Source organism: Halocynthiibacter styelae, assembly GCF_016123485.1.
In the GTDB taxonomy this organism is placed as follows: Bacteria; Pseudomonadota; Alphaproteobacteria; order Rhodobacterales; family Rhodobacteraceae; genus Halocynthiibacter; species Halocynthiibacter styelae.
In genome coordinates, this window is record NZ_JADCKQ010000016.1 from 19,215 (window position 1) to 39,603 (window position 20,389).

The following is a 20,389-nucleotide window of genomic DNA, read 5'->3' on the forward strand; positions in this document are numbered from 1 at the left end:
TGCCCGCCTGTCTTTAATTCATTGCTCATTTCGTATCGTCAGCCGTGTTTTCAGCGCTTGGTTCCGCCGCCACACGTGCCCGGGATTGCGCTTTGCGGCGCCCCATATTCGACTTCAATGCTGCTTTTAAACGTTCTTCACGTTGCTGGGCAGCGGTTTTTTTACTTTTCTGCCCAGTCTGGGCGGTATCTTTCTCATGTGCCATAGCCATTCGTACCCCGGAGCGCAAAAAACGTCCAGTTTGCGCTTGCGTCTGTCATGAATTGAGTTTAATCAGCCGCACATCGGACGAAAGTTCAGATGCTGTGGTAGCTCAGTGGTAGAGCGCGTCATTGGTAATGACGAGGTCGGGAGTTCAATCCTCCCTCACAGCACCATTAGCTTTTTCACCCCCTGAAAGCATACCTAAAGCCTTGAAAGGCAACGCTATTTGGGGTGTTCTAGCTCCATCAATTCGATGGTACGAAAATCCGCCAGAAAATCCCAATCTCAGGACAATTCTACGCAGGTTTGCGTCGCCGCTTTCCCATATTTTCCAAGGGCTTGAGAGGAACTTTAGGGAGAGTTCTAGATAATCCTCATACCTCTTCGGTTTTGACGCCTTTTCTGCAAGGTTCTCGGCCATTAGCACCTTCGATTTCTCCAGTTCTGTGATCTTGTTTTCATAGGCACCGATGACTGCATCGTTGCTGGCTTGCATGATACGCGAGAGCAACGCTTCGATTTGCGACTCGGCATCGGCGATCTGACGCTTGGTTGAACGCGCAGCATCTTTGGCTTGAGCCAATCGCGCATCCCATGCACGTCTGAACATTGTTTTTGCCAACACCAAGTACTTGGGACTCGGTTCGAGTGTTTTGACAACATCAGCAAACGCGCCTTCGATTTTATCGCGCGGGATCGACTTTCCATAGCTATCGCAGCCTTGGGATTGGCACAGATAATACGGATAGTATTTGGTCTTCCCCTTTGACCATGAAGACCGCAGGTTGGACCCACAGTCGCCACAGGTGGCAAAACCACGAAGTGAGAAGTCTTCGCCAATGTCGGCGCGGGCAGGTGCGTAGCCTGTGTCGTTGAGACGTGCCTGCACCTTTTCAAATGTCGCCATAGACACAAGCGACTCGTGTTGGCCTTTCAGCCAGTTCAGTTCGTACACCTCGCTACAGACATAGCCCACGTAAAGCGGATTGGTCAGCAAATCTGTGACACGCTTATCACGAACCTTACCGTTCTTGTTGTGCGGGTAATCTGGCTTGGATTCCAAAAATCGCTTCACTTCGGCCTGTGTTTGAAAGCGCCCAATTGCAAATCCCTCGATGGCCTCACGCACTGTACTGGCATGAGGTTCATCTGGCTTCAGCAATTTGCCATGCCCTTTGACGGTCTGATAGCGAAAGCCGACAGGCGCGTTGTGCACCCAGTACCCCAGTTGCATACACCTGGACACCCAGACTTTTAGGTGCCCCCCCCCATATGACAGGAGATAAATCGGTGCGGCCCCGTGCGCGTACCGTTCCATAAATTCAGTATTGTTGGGGTTCAGCGATGAACCTGCTAACGGTTCAGATATTTCAGTATCCGCATGGCAGTGTCTGGTGAGGTGTGGAAGCCTTCCAGTACCCGGAAAAATACATCTTCAGACATATCGGCTTGAGGCCGCAACTTGCCCTGTGAAATGCCTGATTGCAAATTGCTAGCCTTGCAAATTTCAGCCCTAGCATAGAACACATATGAACAATGCTGAACGAATGGGTGGTCGCCTCTATCCAGCAGGCAGGTATCATCACAGCCGTCATAAAATGAGCTGATATTCACCACCAGATTTGCCCCCATGCTGCACGTATCATTGCAGACAATAAACAGGTGGTCCGCTGACCCTGAGGGAATCAGGATTGTGCCTTTGCGATGGGCCAATTCAGAGCGATGCCAAAATGCTGTGGGCTTCGTTCAGGCTGGCGGCTTCCCGCGCTCTGATACTTGCGCTTTCAAGGCCTACTGCCTCCATCATGCGCCCAAGAGGTATGCGAGAGTGCGAACCGTTGGGGTCTTGCCACTCCGGTACGTTCTCAGGATCGTGCGTCCAATCCACAAGGTCAAAGTGGTTCATTGCCCCAAGCCGTGCCCACAGGTCGGTCAGAATTTCAATATCGCGGTGGCTCAGTTCGTCCAGATCGGTTACATCAAGGCCAGCATTAGAAAGGGCAACACCGTGGTTCGCCCTATCGCTCAAAAAGGCCTGCCAATCCTCGCGCCCTTCACGATAGGCACCATTCAGATAATCAAGCGTGGTAGAGTTCACCGGGCCATGCGGCAGCGAGAAACGCGGCTCATCCTGAATTGTATGCCCGCGCAGCTTCAGGCTTTCACGGTCTGCCAGATATACCAACTTCACCGCTTTAAGCACATTGATAGAGCCACCTTCGCGCATAGCAAAGTAAGCAATAGTCTGTGCAGCTTTTCGCGGGTTGTAGGGCATCGCCTCTTTTCCTAGTTACCTCATCTTACGTCGCAAATCGTTAACAAGCAACGTACGGTATAGTGCGGTACATATAGGTATCCTGTGGAATAAAGCAAATGGCAAGTCCGACCGAGCTACCTTATCCGCATTTTAATCGGTTATCAGGGGAGGGTAACTCGGCCACCGCCTCGCGCGCGCGTACTGCTCCGAAAAGTCCCTGAACTATGCGCATCAACACAGTTTAAGCCGTCCTTCTTTCCCTACTTCGATCCGTCCCCGCTCTATCAATCGATCAATCAGGGCGTGGGTGACTGTGTCGCCCATGATGCGCGCTCGGTTGCCCTTTGCCACCAGATTGCAGATTGCTTGCTCCCGGTGATTGAGGCCCGACAGATCGAGGGCGGGTGATGCGACATCGGCAGGCGGATTATTTTCTTCTTCCTCCACCATCAAACCACCGCAAACCATCATAAACCCGCGCTCAGGTTGTATCTCAGGGCTTTTTGATGGTTCTGGATGGTTTGATGGTTCCTCCATAGAATTAATATCTGGATTGCGGGCCAGTTCCAGCCAGCGGCTCATATCGCACCTGCAATACGTGGGTTTACAGTGTAGGATATTGAGGGACGTCCGCCACTATTGCCGCGCTCCTCCCGGATCCAATCGAAAGAGATTAGAACCTCCAGCGCCTGCTTTACCGCTTTTGTGGTTCCAAGGTGTTTGCGCCCCCGGTTTTGAATGTCGCGCACCTTGAACGCCCCGACGCCCTCACTCTCGATGATTTCCGCGATAGTTCGGGCACCCTGCATTTCAGGTGCGGGCTTGATTGAGCCATAGGCACGGTGTGCATGGCTGCGCAAATGCTCTCCGACATAGTGACAAGCCCTGCCGATGTGGCTGGCGCTTATTTCATGCGCCATACCGTCGCCAGCTATTGCAGCATCAAGGCAGGCCAGCACCAGAGAAACGCGCACGGCAAGGCCGGGCAGTTTTCCCACATGGCCTTTCATCAATCCGCTGGCCTCACCTTCCCACGCCCTGCATTGTTGCCGGAACTCTTGCAAAGCAACCTGCGCAGCTTCGTCCAGGTGGATAAAAACGGGCGCTTGGTTCCGCTTTCATCCGTTGCGGGCTGCAATGCCAGCAACTGCCTGAACGCCGCTATTGGTGTCGCCTCATCCAATTGGCAACTTGGCCGCGCCAACGGTACAGGATCGGGAAACACGGTTAGAAACCGGGCAAGCAACCCATCATCATCAGAATTCAGCAACAGGCTTTCCAGCTTATCCGGTTGGGTTCCTCCAAGGATCGCCACAGAGAGGTGTTCAACGGTCACAGGTTCAGGGTTAGCCTTGCGGTCTACCGTATAGCTGCGCCCCCCGTATGCCTCCAACCAGAATGGCCTGTCACCACCGCCAGAATAGCGATCCATTGAGCCAAGCCAGCCGGACAGTTCGTCACGCGATAGCAAAAGTCCGCGCCATGTACTTGCCAATAATTCAGCAACCTTTTCTGTGGTGGCATCTGTGATGCGTACACGCTTGCGAATGGGTGCCCTGCCAGCACTTGCGTCATGTGGCTTATCAGCAGGCTCACCCCCATCTGCAAGCGCCCGCTTTGCATCAGCTTTCCATTGCGAAAGGACAAGCCCGGCCACTTCATCCTTATCAAGCCATTCCTTGCGCTCCTGCTCATAGGCTTGTGTCAATTCGCGGTCGATTTCTTTCAGCGGATCGAGCACAGCATCAAGCGCGGGGCTTTTGCCTGCCGATGGATCGCCAATCAAAACACCCCATAAAACAGGCGGCTCCTTCCATCCATCCCAAGGCACTGCCCATCGTGTGTTCCCGATGATTGCACTGGCGGTTGTGAGCAATGCCAGAGCAACATAATCAACGTGGGTGCCTTTCACTTCTGCTGCTGATTTCAACCAGCTTGACCAGGCACCAAACACAAGCTGAAATTCATCATCCGACATTGTTGGGGCTGGTTTGCGGTCTGAATTGATTAAGCTTAAATCAGGCGCAGGCCACTGCATTGCTGGGTCATACTGAAATTCGTTCGGGTGTATCGTATTCATGCCTTGCCCCCTTTCATCAGCACATCATTCCAATCCATACCCTCAGGGGCAGGCAGAAGGCTGACACGCCAGCCCAGCGCGGCTGCCCGGTTTGCCAGAACCTTCCCCGCTTTATGGCCCGGAACATCCCCATCGGTGGCAATCGTCAGCCTGCCCGGTATGTCTGGCAGGGTCAGAGATTTAATCCCGCTGGTGGAAAGGGCCGCCCAGACGTCAGCAGGGCCACGCAGAAGCCCAGAGAGCAACGACAGCCCGGTTTCGATCCCTTCACGGACCACCAGATGCCCAGCGCCCTCAGAGAGCCTTACAGCGCCCCCGGCGCATGGCCCCAGCATCATTTTCGCACTCCTGGTCAAGCGGTTCCCCTGCTTGTCAAAGAAAGTTCGATGCACACCACCAGATGAAACATCGGCCACCATGGCCGCGCAGTGCTTCGCGCTCGGCATGTGGTAGATATCTGGCATGAAGCGCAAAGTGGCCGGCAGAGGTGCAGTAATCCCGCGCCCCCTCAGATATACCTCTGCCTTTGTTCCGCGGATCGGCTTTGCAGCATGCCAGAGGCTCCGGGCCTTAGACAGCTTTTCAGCGGCATATGCGGCTTGCTTGCGCTCATGCTCCCGCTGGGCCTCTGGATCGATCCGCACGGCATCACGGGGAAACTGCGCAGCCCTCGCAATATCGGCAAAGGCGCAGTTTGACTTGAAACAATGCAACAGGGCTTTCCCGTCCGCCTGTGTGAGGCTCAGGGCGTTCTGGTCCCGGCGGCGTTCCGGCTGACACACCGGGCAAGGCGCGTGGCCCTGCCCATTGCGCCAGTATCCGCCCAGCGCATGGGTGATTGCGTGAAGGTCCATTATTTACCCCCCGTTTTGATGTCGGATAAATCGGTGAAGCCCGGATTTTCCGACCTGCATTTGACCCCCGGTAAATCGGTGTGGCCGGGGATTTCACCCCCCCATTTGACCCCAGAAAAATCGGTGACAGGCCATGAAATAAGGGGATGCGTCATGCCACCTGCTTCCCTTCCAGAGTGACGCGACTTTTCAGGAAGTAGACCCCGAAATGTTCACACCTTTTTCCGGCTGGTAATACCGGGTTTCGATCTCAAGCCCGTATTCCTTCGCCAGAACGCGCTTGGCCTCTGAGATACGGCAGCGGCTGGCTGAACAGACCGGGCGATGTATGAGGGCCTCCAGCACCTGTCTGCGGCGTCCCTCAATCACCAAAGAATGGGATTTCCCGTCTGATGTGTGGTGGATGAAAACGGCACTGCCGAGTTCCGGGCCGAAGTCGCCCCAACGGTGTGCAAAAAGGGTGTTTGCGGGTGGTCTGCCTTGAATATAGGCCATGGTATATTCCTTTACCAAAGGCCGCAAAGCGGGTAGTCTTGCGCTGTAATTTGCTGTTGGTAAGCAATAGAAAACAGTCGCGCCGAATGCCCCGGTGCGGCTGTTTTGCTTTATGCGGCTTCCAGGTTTTCCAGCCACTCGTTCAGATCGGCTTCACGCCATGCAACCGCGCGTTTTCCAATGCGAACCGGACGCGGAAAACGCCCCTCGTGCATCAGGTCGTAAATGGTGGTGCGGCTCAGGCCTGTGAGGGCTTCAACCTCTGTGCGGCGAAATAGTTTTTGCGACATACTCAGCCCTTTCCGGCTTGTTTCGGTATGTCGTCAAGGTGAGGGTACAAAGCGGGAACGTCATTAAGTCAAAAATGTCTAAAATCACTACCGGCTTTATACTGGATTAATTCCGATTAAATGCTGGAATGACCCGATTTAATTCCGCTCTTTGTTCCGGGCATTCACCGCTTTCATGAGGGTTTCATGGTGTATAGGTGTCCTGGTTGCCTGCTCTATTTGCACAGCAACTTCGGCCCACTTCATGCCTGAGTGGCCGTTAGGGAATTGCGCATCGTATTCCTGGAGGGCCTCTTGAGCTTTGGAAGGTCTACCTCTGCTACGAACTTGACTGTCGTCGGCACTATCAAATTCTTCAGCCATCACCCTAGCCGCAATATTTTTCCAATATGGATTGAGGTTGGCTTTCGCACCCTCATTACAGCACAAGAATGCCCCCTCAAAAGGTAACAACATTTCAGCAACGTCATTTCGCAAGTTAACGTTGTCGCGAAGGCCATGCCGATCCTTTTTGTCGATTATAGCCTTGGCTTCCCGCCATAGTGACAAATCAATGCGCCAGTGTTTATTTACAAACAAGAATGGCTGCAGTCGTCCCCTTGAAGCCTGACAAACGACCTTCGCAGCTTCGAGATAACGATTGTAAATTTCACTTTCGTTGAAATTTTCTTTGCCTGGCGCTCCCTTAAAGCTTACCTCAAAGAGACCCATCATATGACGGTAACAGCTTTGCAACTCACTTCGTGGACCGTCTGGGCATCTAGCAAAATTAAAAGCATCTTGAGTTTTATGGGGTATATCGTCGACACATCCCCAAAAAGCATGGAAGTTATTTGTTGAGAAGTCGGCGCATTTTGTCACGCTGGAAAATAGGGTGCGTCTGCTTGCATCGATAGACAGCACACCTGAGGTGGGTGACCATATTTTCACATCACCGTCCAAAAAATTGATAAGCCAGTCTGCAATAATATCTTCGGACGAAAGTAGGGCTTCCATGGTCCCACCTAGTTGAATGTACTCTTCTGACTGATAGCTAAAATTACTGTCGACCCGAACCGCATCCCAAAACAGATTTAGAAGTGGTGTGTATCCCTCTGGTGCAAGCATCAGCCAAACCTCACTATTTCGCCACTCTTGGCTGTTACATAATCCGCCCAACGACACATAAGCGCCCGGCGTTGTTCTAAATGGTCAGTGCGGCGGTAAGCGCGTTCAACGCTGCCCCCGACAACATGGCCCAGCGCAGTCTCTGCGACTTCGTGGGGCGTATTGGTGGTTTCGGCCACCCAATCACGAAAGCTGGACCGGAACCCATGGGGGCGGGCTTCCATTTCTCGGCGCTCCATATAGCGGGACATGGTGGCGTCACTGATAACGCCCTTGCGAACACCGGGGAACAGATACCCGTCACGGGCGGATTTTGAGGCCTCTGAGATAACCTCTTGCGCCTCAGGTGATAGTGGCACTCGGAAGTCTGTTGCTGCATCTTTGCGCGATTTCATGTTCTCAGCCGGGATTGTCCAGGTGTCACCCTCGATTTGGTCAAGGTGTGCAAGGCGCACAGACTTGGACCGCATTGCAGTCAGGATAAGTAAGCGCATTGCCAAGTGTGTAAGGATCGGCTCGGATAAGCTGCGGTAGAAGGCTGGAACCTCTTTCCACGGCAGGGCGGGCAAATGTGTGATTTTGTGCCGTTGCTTTCCTAAAAGCGCCCGCGCCTTTTCTGTGGCGTTTAGGTCAACCTCAAGGCCCAGCGCAGCGGCGTGTTTCATGCAGATCGCCAACCGCCCCAGCGCCTTGTAAGCGGTGTCCGCCTTTTCGTGCCAGATCGGGGCCAGAGTGTTGCGTATGTCAATTTGATCTATTTCGGCAACGGGTACGCGGCCCAGCTTAGGTAGCACATGCAATTCTAAAGGGGTAAACCAGCGACCTGCTTTTCCATCCCCTTTAAGTTCTGCTTTGCGGGCCTCAAAGGCATCAAGGGCAATGTCTTTCAGCAGGTGCAGGTTGCGCTCTGCTTCCCGGCGTTCCTTCTGCCTAACCTTAATCGGGCTGCGGCCTTCCCGGACATGCTGGCGGGCTTCCGTTGCGGCTTCGCGGGCTTGCCTCAGGGAAACCTCCGGGTATGGCCCCAACCCCATTTCGGGGCGCTTGCCATGCAGAGAGAATTTGAAAATCCATTTCCCCGATGTTGCGGATCGCTTGTGCAGAGAGAGGCCGCCGCCATCGCCATGCTTGCCAGCGGGGGCGGATTTCACGAAAGCGGCAGATAGCTTGTTCAATTCTCTCATGTCTCAGCCCCTCAATTAGCCCCTCACTAAATCTTGTATATCCCGGAACATATCGGAACAGAACAAAATGGCAACACTGTTTGTTTACAGTGGGGTAAATTCTCTTGGGAACTCCCCGGAGCTACTAGGTATAGAGGTGCAGTGCCCCCTCACAGCACCAGTATATATATCACCTTTGATTTTTCCGAAATTTGCTTGATCGCAAGCGGTACCTTTTTGCTCAGAAATAGTACGAGCTGTGAGGTGAATTCAGGCGTTTTTCGGCTTCCTCAGGCGCATATTTCTATCTGAAAGAAAGCGTGAAAGCAGGTGCTGGCTGTTAAGTTTTCGGGGCTTACTGTGCCAAGTGATGGGCGATGCCGCGTGGTGTTTGTTTGGCCTATGAAAAAACGCCTTCCCAACGAGATTGGAAAGGCGTTTTTGTTTGTTTCTTATCTGAACTCTATCAGCGATTTGCGAGGCGGCGATTACCTTCGCGGATACAGACGTTGTTTGCTTCCCGAATAGTCATACCTTCAGGGGCCAGGATCGCTTCATCCCAGAGCACGCGGTTTTCAGTGTACAGCTGACAAACAACTGTACCTTTTTCAGTCTCAACCTGAACCGGAGTGGTTGCGTAGGATTGTTGATCGATACAGCCTGCAAGGGCAACGGTTGCGATAGTTGTAGCCATTATAGTGACTGTTTTCATAAGATAACTCCTGAACATTTATACCTGAGGTCAACACCGTTGATATACGCCAGTTTGTCAAAAAACAATTTACCGAAACAGACATAGGTTCAATAATTCGCATTATTCACACAGTTTTGCAGCTTTATGCGACATTATTGCAGGGGAATACACGCTTTGGGTGCATTTTGGGGTTCCTGTCGGGGGAATGATCTCGCTTTTCAGGAAACAATACTCATCACAAAGGGGATTGTGCCTGGTTCACGATGCGTCCGTGCCGCTGGATGAGGTGATTCCCAGTTCGTGAGATAACCGCAGGCTTGCGACGATTTCATTTTCATCCCGCGTTCGTTGTGCTTCCAGGCAGCCTGCGACGTAATCCATATGCACTTCACAGGCTTCACGTGCTTTTTGCGGATTCCTTACCTGAAGGGCATCGTTGATTGCCCGATGTTGTTCCAGCATTGTTGTTGCGGTTGTTTCCTGATCGAACATGGCCTGGCGATTGTAAAAGACACCGCGTTGCAGAAGCTCAAACATAGACCGCATCATATGTAGCATCACCACATTATGACTGGCTTCCATGATGGACAGGTGAAATTCTGCATCCAGCTGGGCTTCCAGCTGGTCATCGCCCGCAGCATGGGCCTTTTCCATCTTCTGAAAGATTGTGTCGATGACCTTCAGGTCGGTGTCAGATGCACAGGAGGCCGCACGCTGGGCGGCTAAACCTTCCATGTCGCGACGAAAGTTTACGTAGTCAGCAACCGCGCGGTCATGACTTGCAAAGAGCGTGACAAGCGCGTTGGAAAAAGCGGATCCAAGAACTTCGGTGACAAAAATTCCGGCGCCGGCACGTTTTTCAAGCAGCCCTTTGTCCTGCAGGCTGGAGATAGCTTCGCGCAGCGAGGGGCGCGAAACACCCAGGCGTTCTGCAAGATCACGCTCTGCGGGCAGACGTTCCCCGGGGCGCAGAATGCCCTGGAGGATAAGTTCCTCAATTTGATGATCCACAGCTTCGGCCAGCTTTTGTGGCTGAATTTTCTGAAAAGGCATGCGGGCTCCTGTTTGTTGGTCAGATTATATGACCACTGGCCCGGTAGGACAAATAAAAACGGCCAGGACATGCCTGGCCGTTGGTGTTCAAAATTTATCTGCCGGATCAGTTCGGGCGGATAATGATCTCAACCCGGCGGTTCTGTGCGCGGCCCTCGTGGGTCAGGTTTGTGGCGACGGGCTCGTTTTCACCACGGCCAAAGGCGCGGATGCGATGCGACGCTACACCAGAATTGCGCAGAACGGTTGCCACAGATGTCGCACGGCGGGAGGACAGATCCTGGTTATAACCGGCATCCCCTGTGTTGTCGGTGTGGCCGATGACTTCGACGGTGCTGTCAGGATACTGGTTCAGGCTGTGCGCCAGCGTGCGCAGATCATTTTGCAGAGAACCGGTCAAGCTTGCGCTGTCCACCGCAAAGAGAACATCCTGCGGCATGGTCACCACCAGGTGGTCGCCATTGTTGGTAACATCCACATCATTGCCGAGATCGCGGTTCAGCTCTTCTGCCTGTTGATCCAGGTAGCTGCCCACACCCGCGCCAAGGATGGCACCTACAGCTGCGCCCACAGCAGCATTCTTCAGGCGGTCACTGCCGCTTTCGCGCGTGCCGCCAATTACAGCCCCAAGACCAGCGCCGATCAGCGCACCGTTTTGCGTACGGGTGTTGCCGTTCTGTGGTTCAGGTGTAACGCAGCCCGCCAGGGCGATTGTACCTGCACAAAGAAGGACGACGGAAGATTTTGCACGGATCATAAGATGCCTCGTAATTTTGTCTGTTTCGTTGCTTTGACATATAGGCAGAAGGGCGCTGTTATTAAATATCAACGCTTTGTTATCCCATTTAACAGCATAAACCGGCTTGTTAGGGTGAGGCATGTCTGCCAGTGTTTCGACCGGATCGGAGTTCACATGAAGCAGATCGTATTTATTTTGGCACTACTGTTTTCAGCAGGTGCGTTGTCAGCGCAGCAGCATTCTTTTGAATTTGAAGCCGGCACTATAACGCTTGCGGATCTCCGCCAGGCATTTGATGAAATGTCGCCCTATTGGCCCGAAGTCCCCGATCTGATTGCGCGGGCGATGGTTGCGGCGGAAGACCCGAACTTTCATGACAGAGTTTCGATGAGTTCGCCCATTACGAGCAATCTTGCAGACGCGTTGATGTTCGATCAGGCACCGGGGCTGAAAACGCATGCGGCCAGGTTCAAGATGACGCTGCTGCTTGCGAATGCACTGACACATGATGAAATCCTCAACTGGTATTTGCAGGCGATCTATACAGGCCAGGGGTGCTACGGGACTGCAGCGACGGCCTGGGCCTATTTTGATGTTGGTCATGACGCACTTACAGCGGAGAAAGTGGCTTATGTTATTGCGCTGTCCAGATCTCCCCAGGGTTACCATCCACAGCGCGAACAGGAACGCGCGCTGCTGTCGCGAAACCGGGTGTTGGAGGAAATGCAGAAAGCCGGAACATTTCCAAAATCGCAGCTGGCGGTGCTTCAGGCACTGCCATTGGGCGTGATTGACCCGTTGGAACGCTGCGATCTGGGGTGATTAACCCGCGTCCGCCCGTGCCCCTTCCCAGGCCAGCATGGCACGTTTGACGGGCAGGCCCCAGTGATACCCGCCAAGTGCGCCGGATTTCCGCAGGGCGCGGTGGCAGGGGATCAGCCAGGAGACCGGGTTTCGCCCGACGGCAGTGCCTACAGCCCGCTGCGCGCGGGGGGCACCGATGGCGCTGGCGATTTCGGAATAGGTGGTGACATGACCTGAGGGGATCTGAAGAAGGGCCTCCCAGACTTTGATCTGCATGGGGGCGCCGATCAGCACGAGACTGGTTTCTTTGCCGCCTACCGCCCCGTCGATCCAGGGTTTCAGAAGGGGTTCATTCTGAACAAAATCAGCCCGGGGCCAGCGCGATTGCATGTCGGCCAGCGCCGTGTCGCGCCCGCATTCAGATGTGAAGGCGAGACCGCAAAGCCCCTTGTCTGTTCCCATGGCCAACATTTCACCAAAAGGCCCGTCAAACCAACCCTGGTAAATGGTCAGCCCTTCGCCTTTTGCAGCGTAGACGCCCGGGCTCATGGCTTCCCAGCGGACAAACATATCATGCAGACGCCCGCCGCCAGACAGTCCGGTGGCATGGGCGGTGTCGAGCACAGAAAACCGGTCGCGCAGCAGATCTTTGGCGTGGCCCAGTTGCAGATATTGCTGATAGCGCTTGGGCGAAACCCCGACCCAGCGCGAAAACACACGTTGGAAATGGGCCGGGGACATCTGCATTTTTGCCGCCAGATCATCCAGCGACATAGGCGCATCTGACGCGTCGATTTCATCCAGCGCGCGGCGGATCAGGGAAAAGTGATAGGCTTCATCCATCTGCATTTTGGTCTCCTTTGAAACAAAGGTGCATGTTTCAGCGCGCCTGATCGACCCGTTTTTTGCGCTTAATGTGCCTCTGCCCAGTTTGCGCCTTGTCCGGCGTCGACCACCAAAGGCACAGACAGTTTCACTGCGGGATCTGCAGCATTTTCCATGATGTGGCGCACGACGCCGACCACGTCATCGACGGCGTTTTGATCAACCTCAAAAATCAGTTCATCGTGCACCTGTAGCAGCATTTTTGCAGGCAGCCCCTGAATGGCGTCGGGCATGCGGATCATGGCGCGACGGATGACGTCGGCGGCGGTGCCCTGAATGGGTGCGTTGATCGCGGCGCGTTTGCCAAAGCCCGCGCGCGGGCCTTTTTCGGCGATGCCGGGTGTGTGGATCTTGCGGCCAAACAACGTTTGAACATAGCCGTGTTCCTTGGCGAATTCCACGGTCTGATCCATATAGGTGTGGATGCCGGGGAAGCGTTCAAAGTAGCGATCAATAAAGCCCTGGGCTTCTTTACGGGGGATGCGCAGGTTGCGGGCAAGGCCAAAGCCAGAGATGCCGTAGATGACGCCAAAGTTAATCGCCTTGGCCTGACGGCGGATCATAGGATCCATGCCTTCAAGCGGCACGTCGAACATCTCAGATGCTGTCATGGCGTGAATATCGTGGCCCTGACGGAAGGCGTCTTTCAGGGCATCAATGCCAGCGATGTCAGCGAGAATACGAAGTTCGATCTGACTGTAATCGAGGCTGACCAGAACCTTGCCTTCGGGGGCAATGAAAGCTTCGCGGATACGGCGACCTTCTTCGGATCGCACAGGAATGTTTTGCAGGTTTGGATCCGTTGAGGCCAGACGTCCGGTGCTTGCGCCTGCGATGGAATAGGAGGTGTGCACGCGGCCTGTGTCAGGATTGATGTGATCCTGCAGGGCGTCGGTGTAGGTTGATTTCAGTTTTGACAATTGCCGCCAATCGAGAACCAGCGCAGGCATTTCATGTTCCGTGGCCAGATCTTCGAGAATATCAGCACCGGTCGAATAAGCCCCTGTTTTGCCTTTCTTACCACCGGGCAATTCAAGATCGTCAAACAGGATTTCGCCCAGCTGTTTGGGGGAACCGACGTTGAAGGGGCGGCCTGCTTTTTCGTGAATTTCAGCTTCAAGCCCGGCCATTTTCTGGGCGAAGGTGTTGGACATGCGGGACAGGGCATCGCGATCGACTTCGATGCCGTGCATTTCCATTTCAGCCAGCACCGGCACAAGCGGACGTTCCAGTTTTTCGTAAACCTTTGTGACCTGTTTTTCGTGCAGTTGTGGCTTGAACATCTGCCACAGACGCAGGGTGATGTCGGCGTCTTCGGCGGCGTATTTCACGGCGTCAGCCACAGGGACTTTGTCAAAGGTGATCGCGGATTTTCCGGTGCCCAACAGGGATTTGATCGGGATCGGTTTGTGATCGAGATAGCGTTCGCTGAGGGTGTCCATACCGTGGTTGTGCAATCCGCCGTGCAGGGCGTAGGACAGCAGCATCGTGTCATCGATTGGGGCGACGCGGGCACCGTAACGGGCAAAAATCTTGGCGTCATATTTCATGTTCTGGCCGATTTTAACAATCGCCGGATCTTCCAGCATCGGGCGCAGCATGGTCAGGGCGTCTTCCAGATTTATCTGGTCTTCGGCCACGGCTTCGGTTGCAAAAAGATCATCGCCCCCATCGGCGATATGGGCCAGTGGGATGTAGCAGGCTTCGCCCGCCTCAACACAAAGGGAAATGCCCACAAGATCGACCAGCATTTCATTCAACCCGGTGGTTTCGGTGTCGACAGCGACCCAGCCACGGGCGTAGATTTTGTCGATCCAGGTCTGCAGGCCTGCGGCGTCTTTCACCCATTCATATGTGTCGGGATCAAAGCCCTTTGTTTCAGGCGCGGCGGAACTGACGGCGGGGGCATCGGGGATGGCCGGGGCTTCGAGGCCCAGTTTGTTTGCGATGCGCGTGGACAGCGTGCGGAGTTCCATATCCGCGAGGAAACCCAGTAGATCGTCGGCGACCGGGGCCTTCATTTCGAGGCTTTCGAGAGTGAAATCCAGATCCATATTCTGATCAAGTTCCACCAGACGTTTTGAGATCCGGATCAGGTCCGCGTTTTCAATCAGGCTTTGACGGCGCTTGGGTTGTTTGATTTCTTCAGCGCGTTCCAGCAGGCTTTCCAGATCGCCATATTCATTGATCAGAAGGGCCGCAGTTTTGATGCCGATGCCTGGCGCGCCCGGCACGTTATCCACACTATCACCAGCCAGTGCCTGAACATCGACTACACGATTGGGGCCAACACCGAATTTTTCTTCAACACCTTCAGAGTCGATGCGCTTGTTTTTCATCGGGTCGACCATTTCGACGCCGCCACCGATCAGTTGCATCAGGTCTTTGTCGGAACTGATGATCGACACACGGCCACCGGCTTCGCGGCCCTGACGGGCGAGGGTTGCGATGATGTCGTCGGCTTCGAACCCTTCGACCTCGATGCAGGCAAGGTTAAAGGCGCGGGTGGCGTCACGGGTTAGGGGGAATTGCGGGCGCAGATCCTCGGGGGCAGGGGGGCGGTTGGCCTTGTATTTGTCGTAAATATCATCGCGAAAGGTCTTACCTTTGTGGTCAAACACTACCGCCACGTGGGTGGGCGCGTCATGTCCTGCGCTTTCTTCGACCACTTTCATCAGCATGTTGCAGAAACCAGAAACAGCGCCAATGGGCAGCCCGTCAGATTTGCGCGTCAGCGGTGGCAGCGCGTGATAAGCCCGGAAGATAAAAGCCGATCCGTCGATCAGATGCAGGTGACAGCCTTCGCCAAATGACATGTTAACACTCCCGGTTTGCGCGTTTCTCTGTTCATGCCATGTTCCGCGCCCGGGGGCCAGCCCGCGTGCGGTGAGAGTTGCTATATTCCTGACAATTGCCTGTGTCTAAATACTGGTGCTACTGGCCTGACAGGTTTTGCGCCAACATCAGGGCATTGCCGTCAGGATCATAGATTGTGGCAAGTTTCACCATGCCTTCGATCACCTCAGTGTCGCCGTCGAATTTGACGCCTGCCGCTTCGAGTTTTGCCCGGTCATTGTCCAGATCGGTTGTGCCAAAAACCGGCACGCAATTGCCCGGCGCAGGTGCGCTGCGTTCCCCGAAGCCAAGAGTTACGCCAGGTGTATTGGTTTCCATTTCGGACCAGCCGACCTCATCCGCGTGATAACGCAGTTTAAAGCCAAGCATTTTTTCATACCAGGCCACGCTGGCGTGGCGATCAGTGACGGACATTGAAAGAGTGATCGTATTATCGGTTGTCACGAGAGACATGGGCTTTCCTTTTGTCTGAAAATATATTAAATATACTTTATGGACATAAATTCATTTGTCAATATGACCACGCGGGCCTGGAGCCTGCCCATTCTGTCAAAGCTGCATGACGGTGTTGCCGGGCGTCAGGCGCCTTTGCTGGCGGCGACCGGGGCGGGGCGGACGTCGTTTGGGCAAAGCCTTGAACATCTGATGGATCTGAACTTACTGGAACGAAATCCAGGTCATGGTCATCCGTTGCGCCCGGAATTTCGGCTGACAGATCCGGGAAAGGCGGCGGCAGAGCTGGCTTATCGGGTTTACAGCCGGACAGAGGCCGCGGATCAGGATCTTTTGCGCAAGTCCTGGACATTGCCAGTGCTGACAGCTTTGCATTCTACCGGGCAGTTTTCTGTGATCCGCCGGGGATTGCCGCGCATCACGGACCGGGCCCTGTCGCAATCTCTGAAATTGCTGGAAGACCGAAGCTGGGTGCGGCGCGCGGTTGATGAAAAATCCCGCCCTTTGCGACCAGTTTACAGGGCGGTCAATACGGGGGGGCTGGTCAGTGATATTGCCGGGGCCTCGGTTCGGTTTCAGATACCGTGATGTTCCCGCAGGGACAGGCCAAAGGACCAGATGGTCGGGGTCCAGACACCAAAACGTACGCCTGCGTTGCGCAGTTGGTCCCCAAGCCAGACATTGCAGGTGCGCAGGGCGCTGAAATGGCCATTGGCATGGAAGAAACGATCCGTATCGGTGAACCCCGGGTGATCCAGAACCTGCGCCTGGCCGAAATTGTCACGGGTGAAACTTTCGGTAAGTGAGGCCAGCAGCGTGTTATATTGTACATGCGTCAGAGACAGGCGTTGCACCGGTGCATTAAAGTGAAGCTGCCCCAGAACATCCACGCGCATGACGGCATCATCGCCGGTGATCGCCCGAAGAACGGCGGTGGCTTTTACGTCAGAATAACTGCCTGCTGAAGTGTAAAACTGTTTCGCACCCCAGCCTACCAGAAACCATTCCACCCCGGGATGATCAACAGGCACGCCGCCACTGGCAGTGAAACGCAGGGCGCTGCGGGTTTGCAGATTGGCAGGCAAAAGAATGTCATAGTGAATTTTCCCGCCAACAAGCAGCACATCGATGTTGCCCGGGGCGTGGGGGTTATCTTTGTTGGCTGGAATTAATCCGCCCAACATGCCGAAAAACAGCCATAGAAAGACGATCTTCAGCGCAAGGCGTGTGCCAAAAAGAGGAAAACGCAGCAGCCGCAGCATGCGAGTCAGGAAACTTTATCAGCCATGCTTTTGTGGATGAGTTTCTTGTCGCAATATCCACATTCGACAAAGCCTGTATCACGGGGAATCTGCAGCCAGACACGCGGGTGACCAAGCGCGCCTTCGCTGCCATCACATGAAACTTTCCAGCTGTCCACAATCTCGGTTTCGGGGGCTTTGGTATTCATCGGTGTGTTCCGCTTTGCCTGTGCAGTTTATGCAGTGATAGCAGCGCATCTCTGCGCCGCCAAGGGATTATGCTTTCGCCAGCATCCGCCCCAATGGGCGACCTGCCAGGATGTGAACATGCAGGTGTTCGACTTCCTGTACGCCATGTTCGCCGGAATTTGCGATGGTGCGATAGCCATCGCCTGCATCATCCGCGACGCCAAGAATCTTGCAGACTTCACCAATCGCGCGGGTGAAACCAACAATTTCTGCATCAGAGGCCGCGTTGGCGAAGTGATCATAGCAGACATAAGGCCCTTTGGGGATCACCAGCACATGATCTGGTGCCTGTGGGTAAAGATCCCGGAACGCCAGGGCATAATCGTTTTCAAACACGGTGTTGTTCGGAATGTCCCCGCGCAGGATCTTTGCGAAGATATTCTGATCATCGTAGCTGTAGGCCATGGGCTTTCCTTCGATTAATCCGCAAACAGATGCGGGGCATGGATGATGTTCGTTGCGGCGTCACGCGGACAGTGCAGGAATTCTGATACAGCAAGGATGTTTTCTTCATCCGTACCGCTTTCGCGCATGCGGAAAAGATCGCTCTGAATGCTGTCCCGGATTTCATCGCTTTCCTGCAAGACGTCCCGGCGGATTGTAGGCAGCAACCGCCGGATTGTATCTTCCGGGGTCATTTCACCGGCCAGACCAACGCGTTTCGCATGCCCTGCCAGGTAATCGTCAGAAAAACTGCATTCCAGTTCAATCACCCGGGTGTTGGAACGGTCGGCGTAAAAGTCCTGCATCAGGTCAAGGTTTTTAGGATCCAGGCAGATGACCAGCCTGTCAGTCTGATAATAGTCAAACAGCATTCTGGTCAGAGCCCGGCGGTGACGCGTGCGTTTTGCCAGAGATCCTTCGATGCCGCCCAGATCCGGAAGGGCGGTGTTTTCTTCATCGAAAAGATAGTCAATCGCCGGAAGATCTGTGTGTTGCCGGATGGCAGACACAAACCGTTTCGCGACGTGCCATTTTTTACAGGTGACGATGTATAATGTGCGTTCGCGACCAAGCGAGCTTTCGACTTCCCAGAAACGACGGGCAAATCGTCTGCCGATCCGGCCACGCCCGGCGAGAAATTTATACAGCCCGCGTCCTTCGCCTGAAATCTGGAATTCCTGATCGTCATTTGCCCAGAGGTCGCCAAGGCGTTGCTTCAGTTCTTTTGCACCTGGGCTGATCTTGCGTGCAAAGAGAAAATCCTGGCTCAACATCAGATCATAGTGGTCATTGTAGAAGGTCACAGGCATCCCGTAGTCAGAGAACATCAGGAAGGTCAGTGTCCGGCTGTCAATTTCCTCAGAAGGAATCAGGTGGCGCACAAGGGTCTGAAAGAAGGTTTCATCCGGAATCCATGTTGTCCGGAAAAATCGCAGGACTTCAGGGTGCTCACGGCAATATTTGAGGATGTTTTCGATTGTGTTGCGCCGCAGGCACCACCACTGGCTGCCGATCATGACCTGAAGGTCATTGGGAACGGTGCGGGTCAGTCCCAGTTTGCGTTGCAGGTTGAAGGATCCGTAAAACCGTTTTTTCTGGGTGCGCTCGTTAAAGAAGTGGCGATAGATCAGCCGTTCTTCTTTCATGCCGGTTTTGATCCAGTCACTTTTGAAATAGTCAAAGCTTTCGACATAGTCGCAATCACGATTGTCCAGGAAATTATGCGCGTATTTTGACGTTTTGATCGCCATACAGTCGCCGGACAACATGTAAAAATGCGTCGCGCGCGGGAAGGCTTCTACAGCGGCCTCAACGGCGTATAGTGTCGCCTGGACAAGTGACCATTCACCCCAGCCACATTTGATACGCTTCCTGGCGAATGTCACATCAGGATTGTCGGCCAGTTCCGTTTTGATTCTTTTATAATGCTCGGGATTCGCCCGGGCATCAAAGTGAATGGAAATGCAGTCGCCCGTGGCTGTAAGGCGCTCTGCCTGCTTGATGATAGATTCAGGGTCTTTGTGGCAGAGCAGAATAAAGGCAATCTTTGACATTTTAGCGACAGGTACCCCAGAGAACAGACATGAATTTACAGATACTCATGTCTGCCGTTGTATAAACCGATTTTTTTTGCTTTTTTATACAGTATTGCAGAATAAGAACAGTACGTATCTGCAGCGTTAATCAGGAGGCAAGTTAAGTATGGGTTTTCCCGGAACCTGGATGACCGAAAGCGAAAGCGTCGTTTATCGTGTTGTGCCAAAATGTGCCTGCTCGACCATTGGTCAGGTCATGTATTATTCTGACCACGGTGAATTTTTTGATGGCGATATTCATGATGCCAAAAGCCGCATGCATAAATGGTCGCTGGATGCGAGCCAGCCAAAGATTGAAAAGAATGTAAAAGCGCATAAATCCTACGCCTTTACCTGCGTGCGTAATCCTTACACCCGGATCCTCAGTTCGTTTTTTGACAAGATCTGTGGGATTCAGCGGAATGGTAAACGCTATCGGGGCAACCTTGTGCCGCTGCTGATCCAGAAATACGGCATTGAAGTGGGTGACCCGGAAACAGGGTTTGAGTTTGATCAGATCGAAAGCTTCCGCCGTTTTCTGTTGTTCACACGTGATACCATCCGCTGGCGTCGCCCGATGGACCCGGATATTCACTGGTCCGCTATGTCGGGCCATGTGTCGACTTTCATTGTGAACGGTGGCCGCTATGACAACATCTTCTTTACTGAAAAGTTCAACGAAGGTTTTCAAAGCGTCCTCGATAACATCGAAACGCCGCACAAAGTAGATCTGACACAGATCCCGCGTTTCAACGAATCTGAAGGCCACGGACCCAAACGCGCTCATCCGGTGGAGGATTACTTTGATGATCTTTCTATGCATCTGATCTGGGAAATTTATCACCGGGATTTCAAACTGTTCAAATACAGCTTTGATGATCCATCAAATAAATTCCCGATTGGTGAAGTTGATCTGGACGAAGTTCACGCCAAACTGGGCGAGTAAG

The 20,389-nt window shown here is 53.7% G+C and carries 25 protein-coding genes and 1 tRNA gene; 4 read left to right on the forward strand and 22 right to left on the reverse strand.

Features of this window, described 5'->3' with window-relative positions; translation table 11 throughout:
* Positions 1-25 precede the first annotated feature (25 nt).
* On the reverse strand, positions 26-211 hold the full coding sequence (locus H1D41_RS16355; RefSeq protein WP_394355419.1) for a hypothetical protein: 186 nt from the start codon (positions 209-211) through the stop codon (positions 26-28).
* A 91-nt stretch (positions 212-302) separates the two neighbouring features.
* On the opposite strand from H1D41_RS16355, the gene H1D41_RS16360 reads away from it, so the two are divergent.
* A tRNA-Thr gene (locus H1D41_RS16360) sits at positions 303-377 on the forward strand.
* On the opposite strand, the gene H1D41_RS16365 is transcribed toward H1D41_RS16360, so the two are convergent.
* From H1D41_RS16365 to H1D41_RS16430, 14 genes are all read right to left on the reverse strand, one after another.
* Positions 356-1,438, reverse strand: coding sequence for a recombinase zinc beta ribbon domain-containing protein (locus H1D41_RS16365; RefSeq protein ID WP_228849927.1), 1,083 nt, complete (start codon positions 1,436-1,438; stop codon positions 356-358). The genes H1D41_RS16360 and H1D41_RS16365 overlap by 22 nt on opposite strands.
* Positions 1,439-1,557: 119 nt before the next feature.
* Entirely contained in the window at positions 1,558-1,836 is a 279-nt protein-coding gene (locus H1D41_RS16370) for a hypothetical protein (protein ID WP_228849928.1), read from the reverse strand.
* An 82-nt stretch (positions 1,837-1,918) separates the two neighbouring features.
* Positions 1,919-2,479, reverse strand: coding sequence for a Panacea domain-containing protein (locus tag H1D41_RS16375; protein ID WP_228849929.1), 561 nt, complete (start codon positions 2,477-2,479; stop codon positions 1,919-1,921).
* 213 nt (positions 2,480-2,692) lie between these two features.
* A complete protein-coding gene (locus H1D41_RS16380; protein WP_228849930.1) occupies positions 2,693-3,043 on the reverse strand; it encodes a hypothetical protein in 351 nt (116 codons plus the stop codon).
* Positions 3,040-3,525, reverse strand: coding sequence for a DUF3987 domain-containing protein (locus H1D41_RS16385; protein WP_228849931.1), 486 nt, complete (start codon positions 3,523-3,525; stop codon positions 3,040-3,042). Before H1D41_RS16385 ends, H1D41_RS16380 begins: the two co-directional genes overlap by 4 nt.
* Positions 3,471-4,541, reverse strand: a complete 1,071-nt coding sequence (locus tag H1D41_RS16390) for a DUF3987 domain-containing protein (protein WP_228849932.1) — start codon at positions 4,539-4,541, stop codon at positions 3,471-3,473. Before H1D41_RS16390 ends, H1D41_RS16385 begins: the two co-directional genes overlap by 55 nt.
* Entirely contained in the window at positions 4,538-5,395 is an 858-nt protein-coding gene (locus H1D41_RS16395) for a DUF7146 domain-containing protein (protein WP_228849933.1), read from the reverse strand. The genes H1D41_RS16390 and H1D41_RS16395 overlap by 4 nt, the downstream gene beginning before the upstream one ends.
* Positions 5,396-5,584: 189 nt before the next feature.
* Positions 5,585-5,890 (reverse strand): hypothetical protein, encoded by a 306-nt coding sequence (locus tag H1D41_RS16400; RefSeq protein WP_228849934.1) that lies wholly within the window; start codon positions 5,888-5,890, stop codon positions 5,585-5,587.
* A gap of 110 nt (positions 5,891-6,000) precedes the next feature.
* Complete coding sequence (locus H1D41_RS16405; RefSeq protein ID WP_228849935.1) at positions 6,001-6,180, reverse strand: helix-turn-helix transcriptional regulator; 180 nt, start codon at positions 6,178-6,180, stop codon at positions 6,001-6,003.
* A gap of 138 nt (positions 6,181-6,318) precedes the next feature.
* Complete coding sequence (locus H1D41_RS16410; RefSeq protein WP_228849936.1) at positions 6,319-7,287, reverse strand: hypothetical protein; 969 nt, start codon at positions 7,285-7,287, stop codon at positions 6,319-6,321.
* Positions 7,287-8,471 carry a tyrosine-type recombinase/integrase gene (locus H1D41_RS16415; protein ID WP_228849937.1) on the reverse strand — a complete coding sequence of 395 codons (1,185 nt, stop codon included), beginning with the start codon at positions 8,469-8,471 and terminating at the stop codon, positions 7,287-7,289. Before H1D41_RS16415 ends, H1D41_RS16410 begins: the two co-directional genes overlap by 1 nt.
* 445 nt (positions 8,472-8,916) lie before the next feature.
* Positions 8,917-9,162, reverse strand: a complete 246-nt coding sequence (locus H1D41_RS16420; protein WP_157946784.1) for a hypothetical protein — start codon at positions 9,160-9,162, stop codon at positions 8,917-8,919.
* A gap of 240 nt (positions 9,163-9,402) precedes the next feature.
* Complete coding sequence (locus tag H1D41_RS16425; protein WP_228849938.1) at positions 9,403-10,197, reverse strand: FadR/GntR family transcriptional regulator; 795 nt, start codon at positions 10,195-10,197, stop codon at positions 9,403-9,405.
* Between the two features lie 106 nt (positions 10,198-10,303).
* On the reverse strand, positions 10,304-10,954 hold the full coding sequence (locus tag H1D41_RS16430) for an OmpA family protein (RefSeq protein WP_228849939.1): 651 nt from the start codon (positions 10,952-10,954) through the stop codon (positions 10,304-10,306).
* A gap of 156 nt (positions 10,955-11,110) precedes the next feature.
* Here H1D41_RS16430 and H1D41_RS16435 point away from each other — a divergent pair, with 156 nt between their 5' ends.
* Complete coding sequence (locus H1D41_RS16435) at positions 11,111-11,758, forward strand: transglycosylase domain-containing protein (protein ID WP_228849940.1); 648 nt, start codon at positions 11,111-11,113, stop codon at positions 11,756-11,758.
* On the opposite strand, the gene H1D41_RS16440 is transcribed toward H1D41_RS16435, so the two are convergent.
* The 3 genes from H1D41_RS16440 to H1D41_RS16450 form a co-directional block, all read right to left on the reverse strand.
* Positions 11,759-12,589 (reverse strand): bifunctional helix-turn-helix domain-containing protein/methylated-DNA--[protein]-cysteine S-methyltransferase, encoded by an 831-nt coding sequence (locus H1D41_RS16440; RefSeq protein WP_228849941.1) that lies wholly within the window; start codon positions 12,587-12,589, stop codon positions 11,759-11,761. It abuts the gene before it with no gap.
* A 62-nt stretch (positions 12,590-12,651) separates the two neighbouring features.
* Positions 12,652-15,441 carry a DNA polymerase I gene (polA, locus tag H1D41_RS16445; RefSeq protein ID WP_228849942.1) on the reverse strand — a complete coding sequence of 930 codons (2,790 nt, stop codon included), beginning with the start codon at positions 15,439-15,441 and terminating at the stop codon, positions 12,652-12,654.
* A gap of 118 nt (positions 15,442-15,559) precedes the next feature.
* Positions 15,560-15,934 (reverse strand): VOC family protein, encoded by a 375-nt coding sequence (locus H1D41_RS16450; protein ID WP_228849943.1) that lies wholly within the window; start codon positions 15,932-15,934, stop codon positions 15,560-15,562.
* Positions 15,935-15,973: 39 nt separating this feature from the next.
* On the opposite strand from H1D41_RS16450, the gene H1D41_RS16455 reads away from it, so the two are divergent.
* Positions 15,974-16,522 carry a winged helix-turn-helix transcriptional regulator gene (locus H1D41_RS16455; RefSeq protein ID WP_228849944.1) on the forward strand — a complete coding sequence of 183 codons (549 nt, stop codon included), beginning with the start codon at positions 15,974-15,976 and terminating at the stop codon, positions 16,520-16,522.
* Here the strand turns inward: H1D41_RS16455 and H1D41_RS16460 are convergent.
* From H1D41_RS16460 to H1D41_RS16475, 4 genes are all read right to left on the reverse strand, one after another.
* Complete coding sequence (locus tag H1D41_RS16460; RefSeq protein WP_228849945.1) at positions 16,510-17,196, reverse strand: TIGR02117 family protein; 687 nt, start codon at positions 17,194-17,196, stop codon at positions 16,510-16,512. The two genes, H1D41_RS16455 and H1D41_RS16460, sit on opposite strands and share 13 nt — an antisense overlap.
* A gap of 5 nt (positions 17,197-17,201) precedes the next feature.
* Positions 17,202-17,384 (reverse strand): zinc-finger domain-containing protein, encoded by a 183-nt coding sequence (locus tag H1D41_RS16465; protein WP_228849946.1) that lies wholly within the window; start codon positions 17,382-17,384, stop codon positions 17,202-17,204.
* 67 nt (positions 17,385-17,451) lie between these two features.
* Positions 17,452-17,829 (reverse strand): HIT domain-containing protein, encoded by a 378-nt coding sequence (locus tag H1D41_RS16470; RefSeq protein WP_228849947.1) that lies wholly within the window; start codon positions 17,827-17,829, stop codon positions 17,452-17,454.
* A 14-nt stretch (positions 17,830-17,843) separates the two neighbouring features.
* Positions 17,844-19,421: a DUF5928 domain-containing protein gene (locus H1D41_RS16475; protein ID WP_228849948.1), complete on the reverse strand. Its 1,578-nt coding sequence runs from the start codon at positions 19,419-19,421 to the stop codon at positions 17,844-17,846.
* A gap of 148 nt (positions 19,422-19,569) precedes the next feature.
* Between H1D41_RS16475 and H1D41_RS16480 the strand changes: the two genes are divergently transcribed.
* Positions 19,570-20,388, forward strand: coding sequence for a sulfotransferase family protein (locus H1D41_RS16480; RefSeq protein ID WP_228849949.1), 819 nt, complete (start codon positions 19,570-19,572; stop codon positions 20,386-20,388).
* Position 20,389: the final 1 nt, after the last annotated feature.

Excerpts from the sequence above, each read along its gene's own strand:
- H1D41_RS16355 (WP_394355419.1), bottom strand. The coding sequence starts at position 211 with ATGGCTATGGCACATGAGAAAGATACCGCCCAGACTGGGCAGAAAAGT.
- H1D41_RS16365 (WP_228849927.1), bottom strand. The coding sequence starts at position 1,438 with ATGCAACTGGGGTACTGGGTGCACAACGCGCCTGTCGGCTTTCGCTAT.
- H1D41_RS16370 (WP_228849928.1), bottom strand. The coding sequence starts at position 1,836 with ATGGGGGCAAATCTGGTGGTGAATATCAGCTCATTTTATGACGGCTGT.
- H1D41_RS16375 (WP_228849929.1), bottom strand. The coding sequence starts at position 2,479 with ATGCCCTACAACCCGCGAAAAGCTGCACAGACTATTGCTTACTTTGCT.
- H1D41_RS16380 (WP_228849930.1), bottom strand. The coding sequence starts at position 3,043 with ATGAGCCGCTGGCTGGAACTGGCCCGCAATCCAGATATTAATTCTATG.
- H1D41_RS16390 (WP_228849932.1), bottom strand. The coding sequence starts at position 4,541 with ATGAATACGATACACCCGAACGAATTTCAGTATGACCCAGCAATGCAG.
- H1D41_RS16395 (WP_228849933.1), bottom strand. The coding sequence starts at position 5,395 with ATGGACCTTCACGCAATCACCCATGCGCTGGGCGGATACTGGCGCAAT.
- H1D41_RS16400 (WP_228849934.1), bottom strand. The coding sequence starts at position 5,890 with ATGGCCTATATTCAAGGCAGACCACCCGCAAACACCCTTTTTGCACAC.
- H1D41_RS16405 (WP_228849935.1), bottom strand. The coding sequence starts at position 6,180 with ATGTCGCAAAAACTATTTCGCCGCACAGAGGTTGAAGCCCTCACAGGC.
- H1D41_RS16410 (WP_228849936.1), bottom strand. The coding sequence starts at position 7,287 with ATGCTTGCACCAGAGGGATACACACCACTTCTAAATCTGTTTTGGGAT.
- H1D41_RS16415 (WP_228849937.1), bottom strand. The coding sequence starts at position 8,471 with ATGAGAGAATTGAACAAGCTATCTGCCGCTTTCGTGAAATCCGCCCCC.
- H1D41_RS16420 (WP_157946784.1), bottom strand. The coding sequence starts at position 9,162 with ATGAAAACAGTCACTATAATGGCTACAACTATCGCAACCGTTGCCCTT.
- H1D41_RS16425 (WP_228849938.1), bottom strand. The coding sequence starts at position 10,197 with ATGCCTTTTCAGAAAATTCAGCCACAAAAGCTGGCCGAAGCTGTGGAT.
- H1D41_RS16430 (WP_228849939.1), bottom strand. The coding sequence starts at position 10,954 with ATGATCCGTGCAAAATCTTCCGTCGTCCTTCTTTGTGCAGGTACAATC.
- H1D41_RS16435 (WP_228849940.1), top strand. The coding sequence starts at position 11,111 with ATGAAGCAGATCGTATTTATTTTGGCACTACTGTTTTCAGCAGGTGCG.
- H1D41_RS16440 (WP_228849941.1), bottom strand. The coding sequence starts at position 12,589 with ATGCAGATGGATGAAGCCTATCACTTTTCCCTGATCCGCCGCGCGCTG.
- polA (WP_228849942.1), bottom strand. The coding sequence starts at position 15,441 with ATGTCATTTGGCGAAGGCTGTCACCTGCATCTGATCGACGGATCGGCT.
- H1D41_RS16450 (WP_228849943.1), bottom strand. The coding sequence starts at position 15,934 with ATGTCTCTCGTGACAACCGATAATACGATCACTCTTTCAATGTCCGTC.
- H1D41_RS16455 (WP_228849944.1), top strand. The coding sequence starts at position 15,974 with ATGGACATAAATTCATTTGTCAATATGACCACGCGGGCCTGGAGCCTG.
- H1D41_RS16460 (WP_228849945.1), bottom strand. The coding sequence starts at position 17,196 with ATGCTGCGGCTGCTGCGTTTTCCTCTTTTTGGCACACGCCTTGCGCTG.
- H1D41_RS16465 (WP_228849946.1), bottom strand. The coding sequence starts at position 17,384 with ATGAATACCAAAGCCCCCGAAACCGAGATTGTGGACAGCTGGAAAGTT.
- H1D41_RS16470 (WP_228849947.1), bottom strand. The coding sequence starts at position 17,829 with ATGGCCTACAGCTACGATGATCAGAATATCTTCGCAAAGATCCTGCGC.
- H1D41_RS16475 (WP_228849948.1), bottom strand. The coding sequence starts at position 19,421 with ATGTCAAAGATTGCCTTTATTCTGCTCTGCCACAAAGACCCTGAATCT.
- H1D41_RS16480 (WP_228849949.1), top strand. The coding sequence starts at position 19,570 with ATGGGTTTTCCCGGAACCTGGATGACCGAAAGCGAAAGCGTCGTTTAT.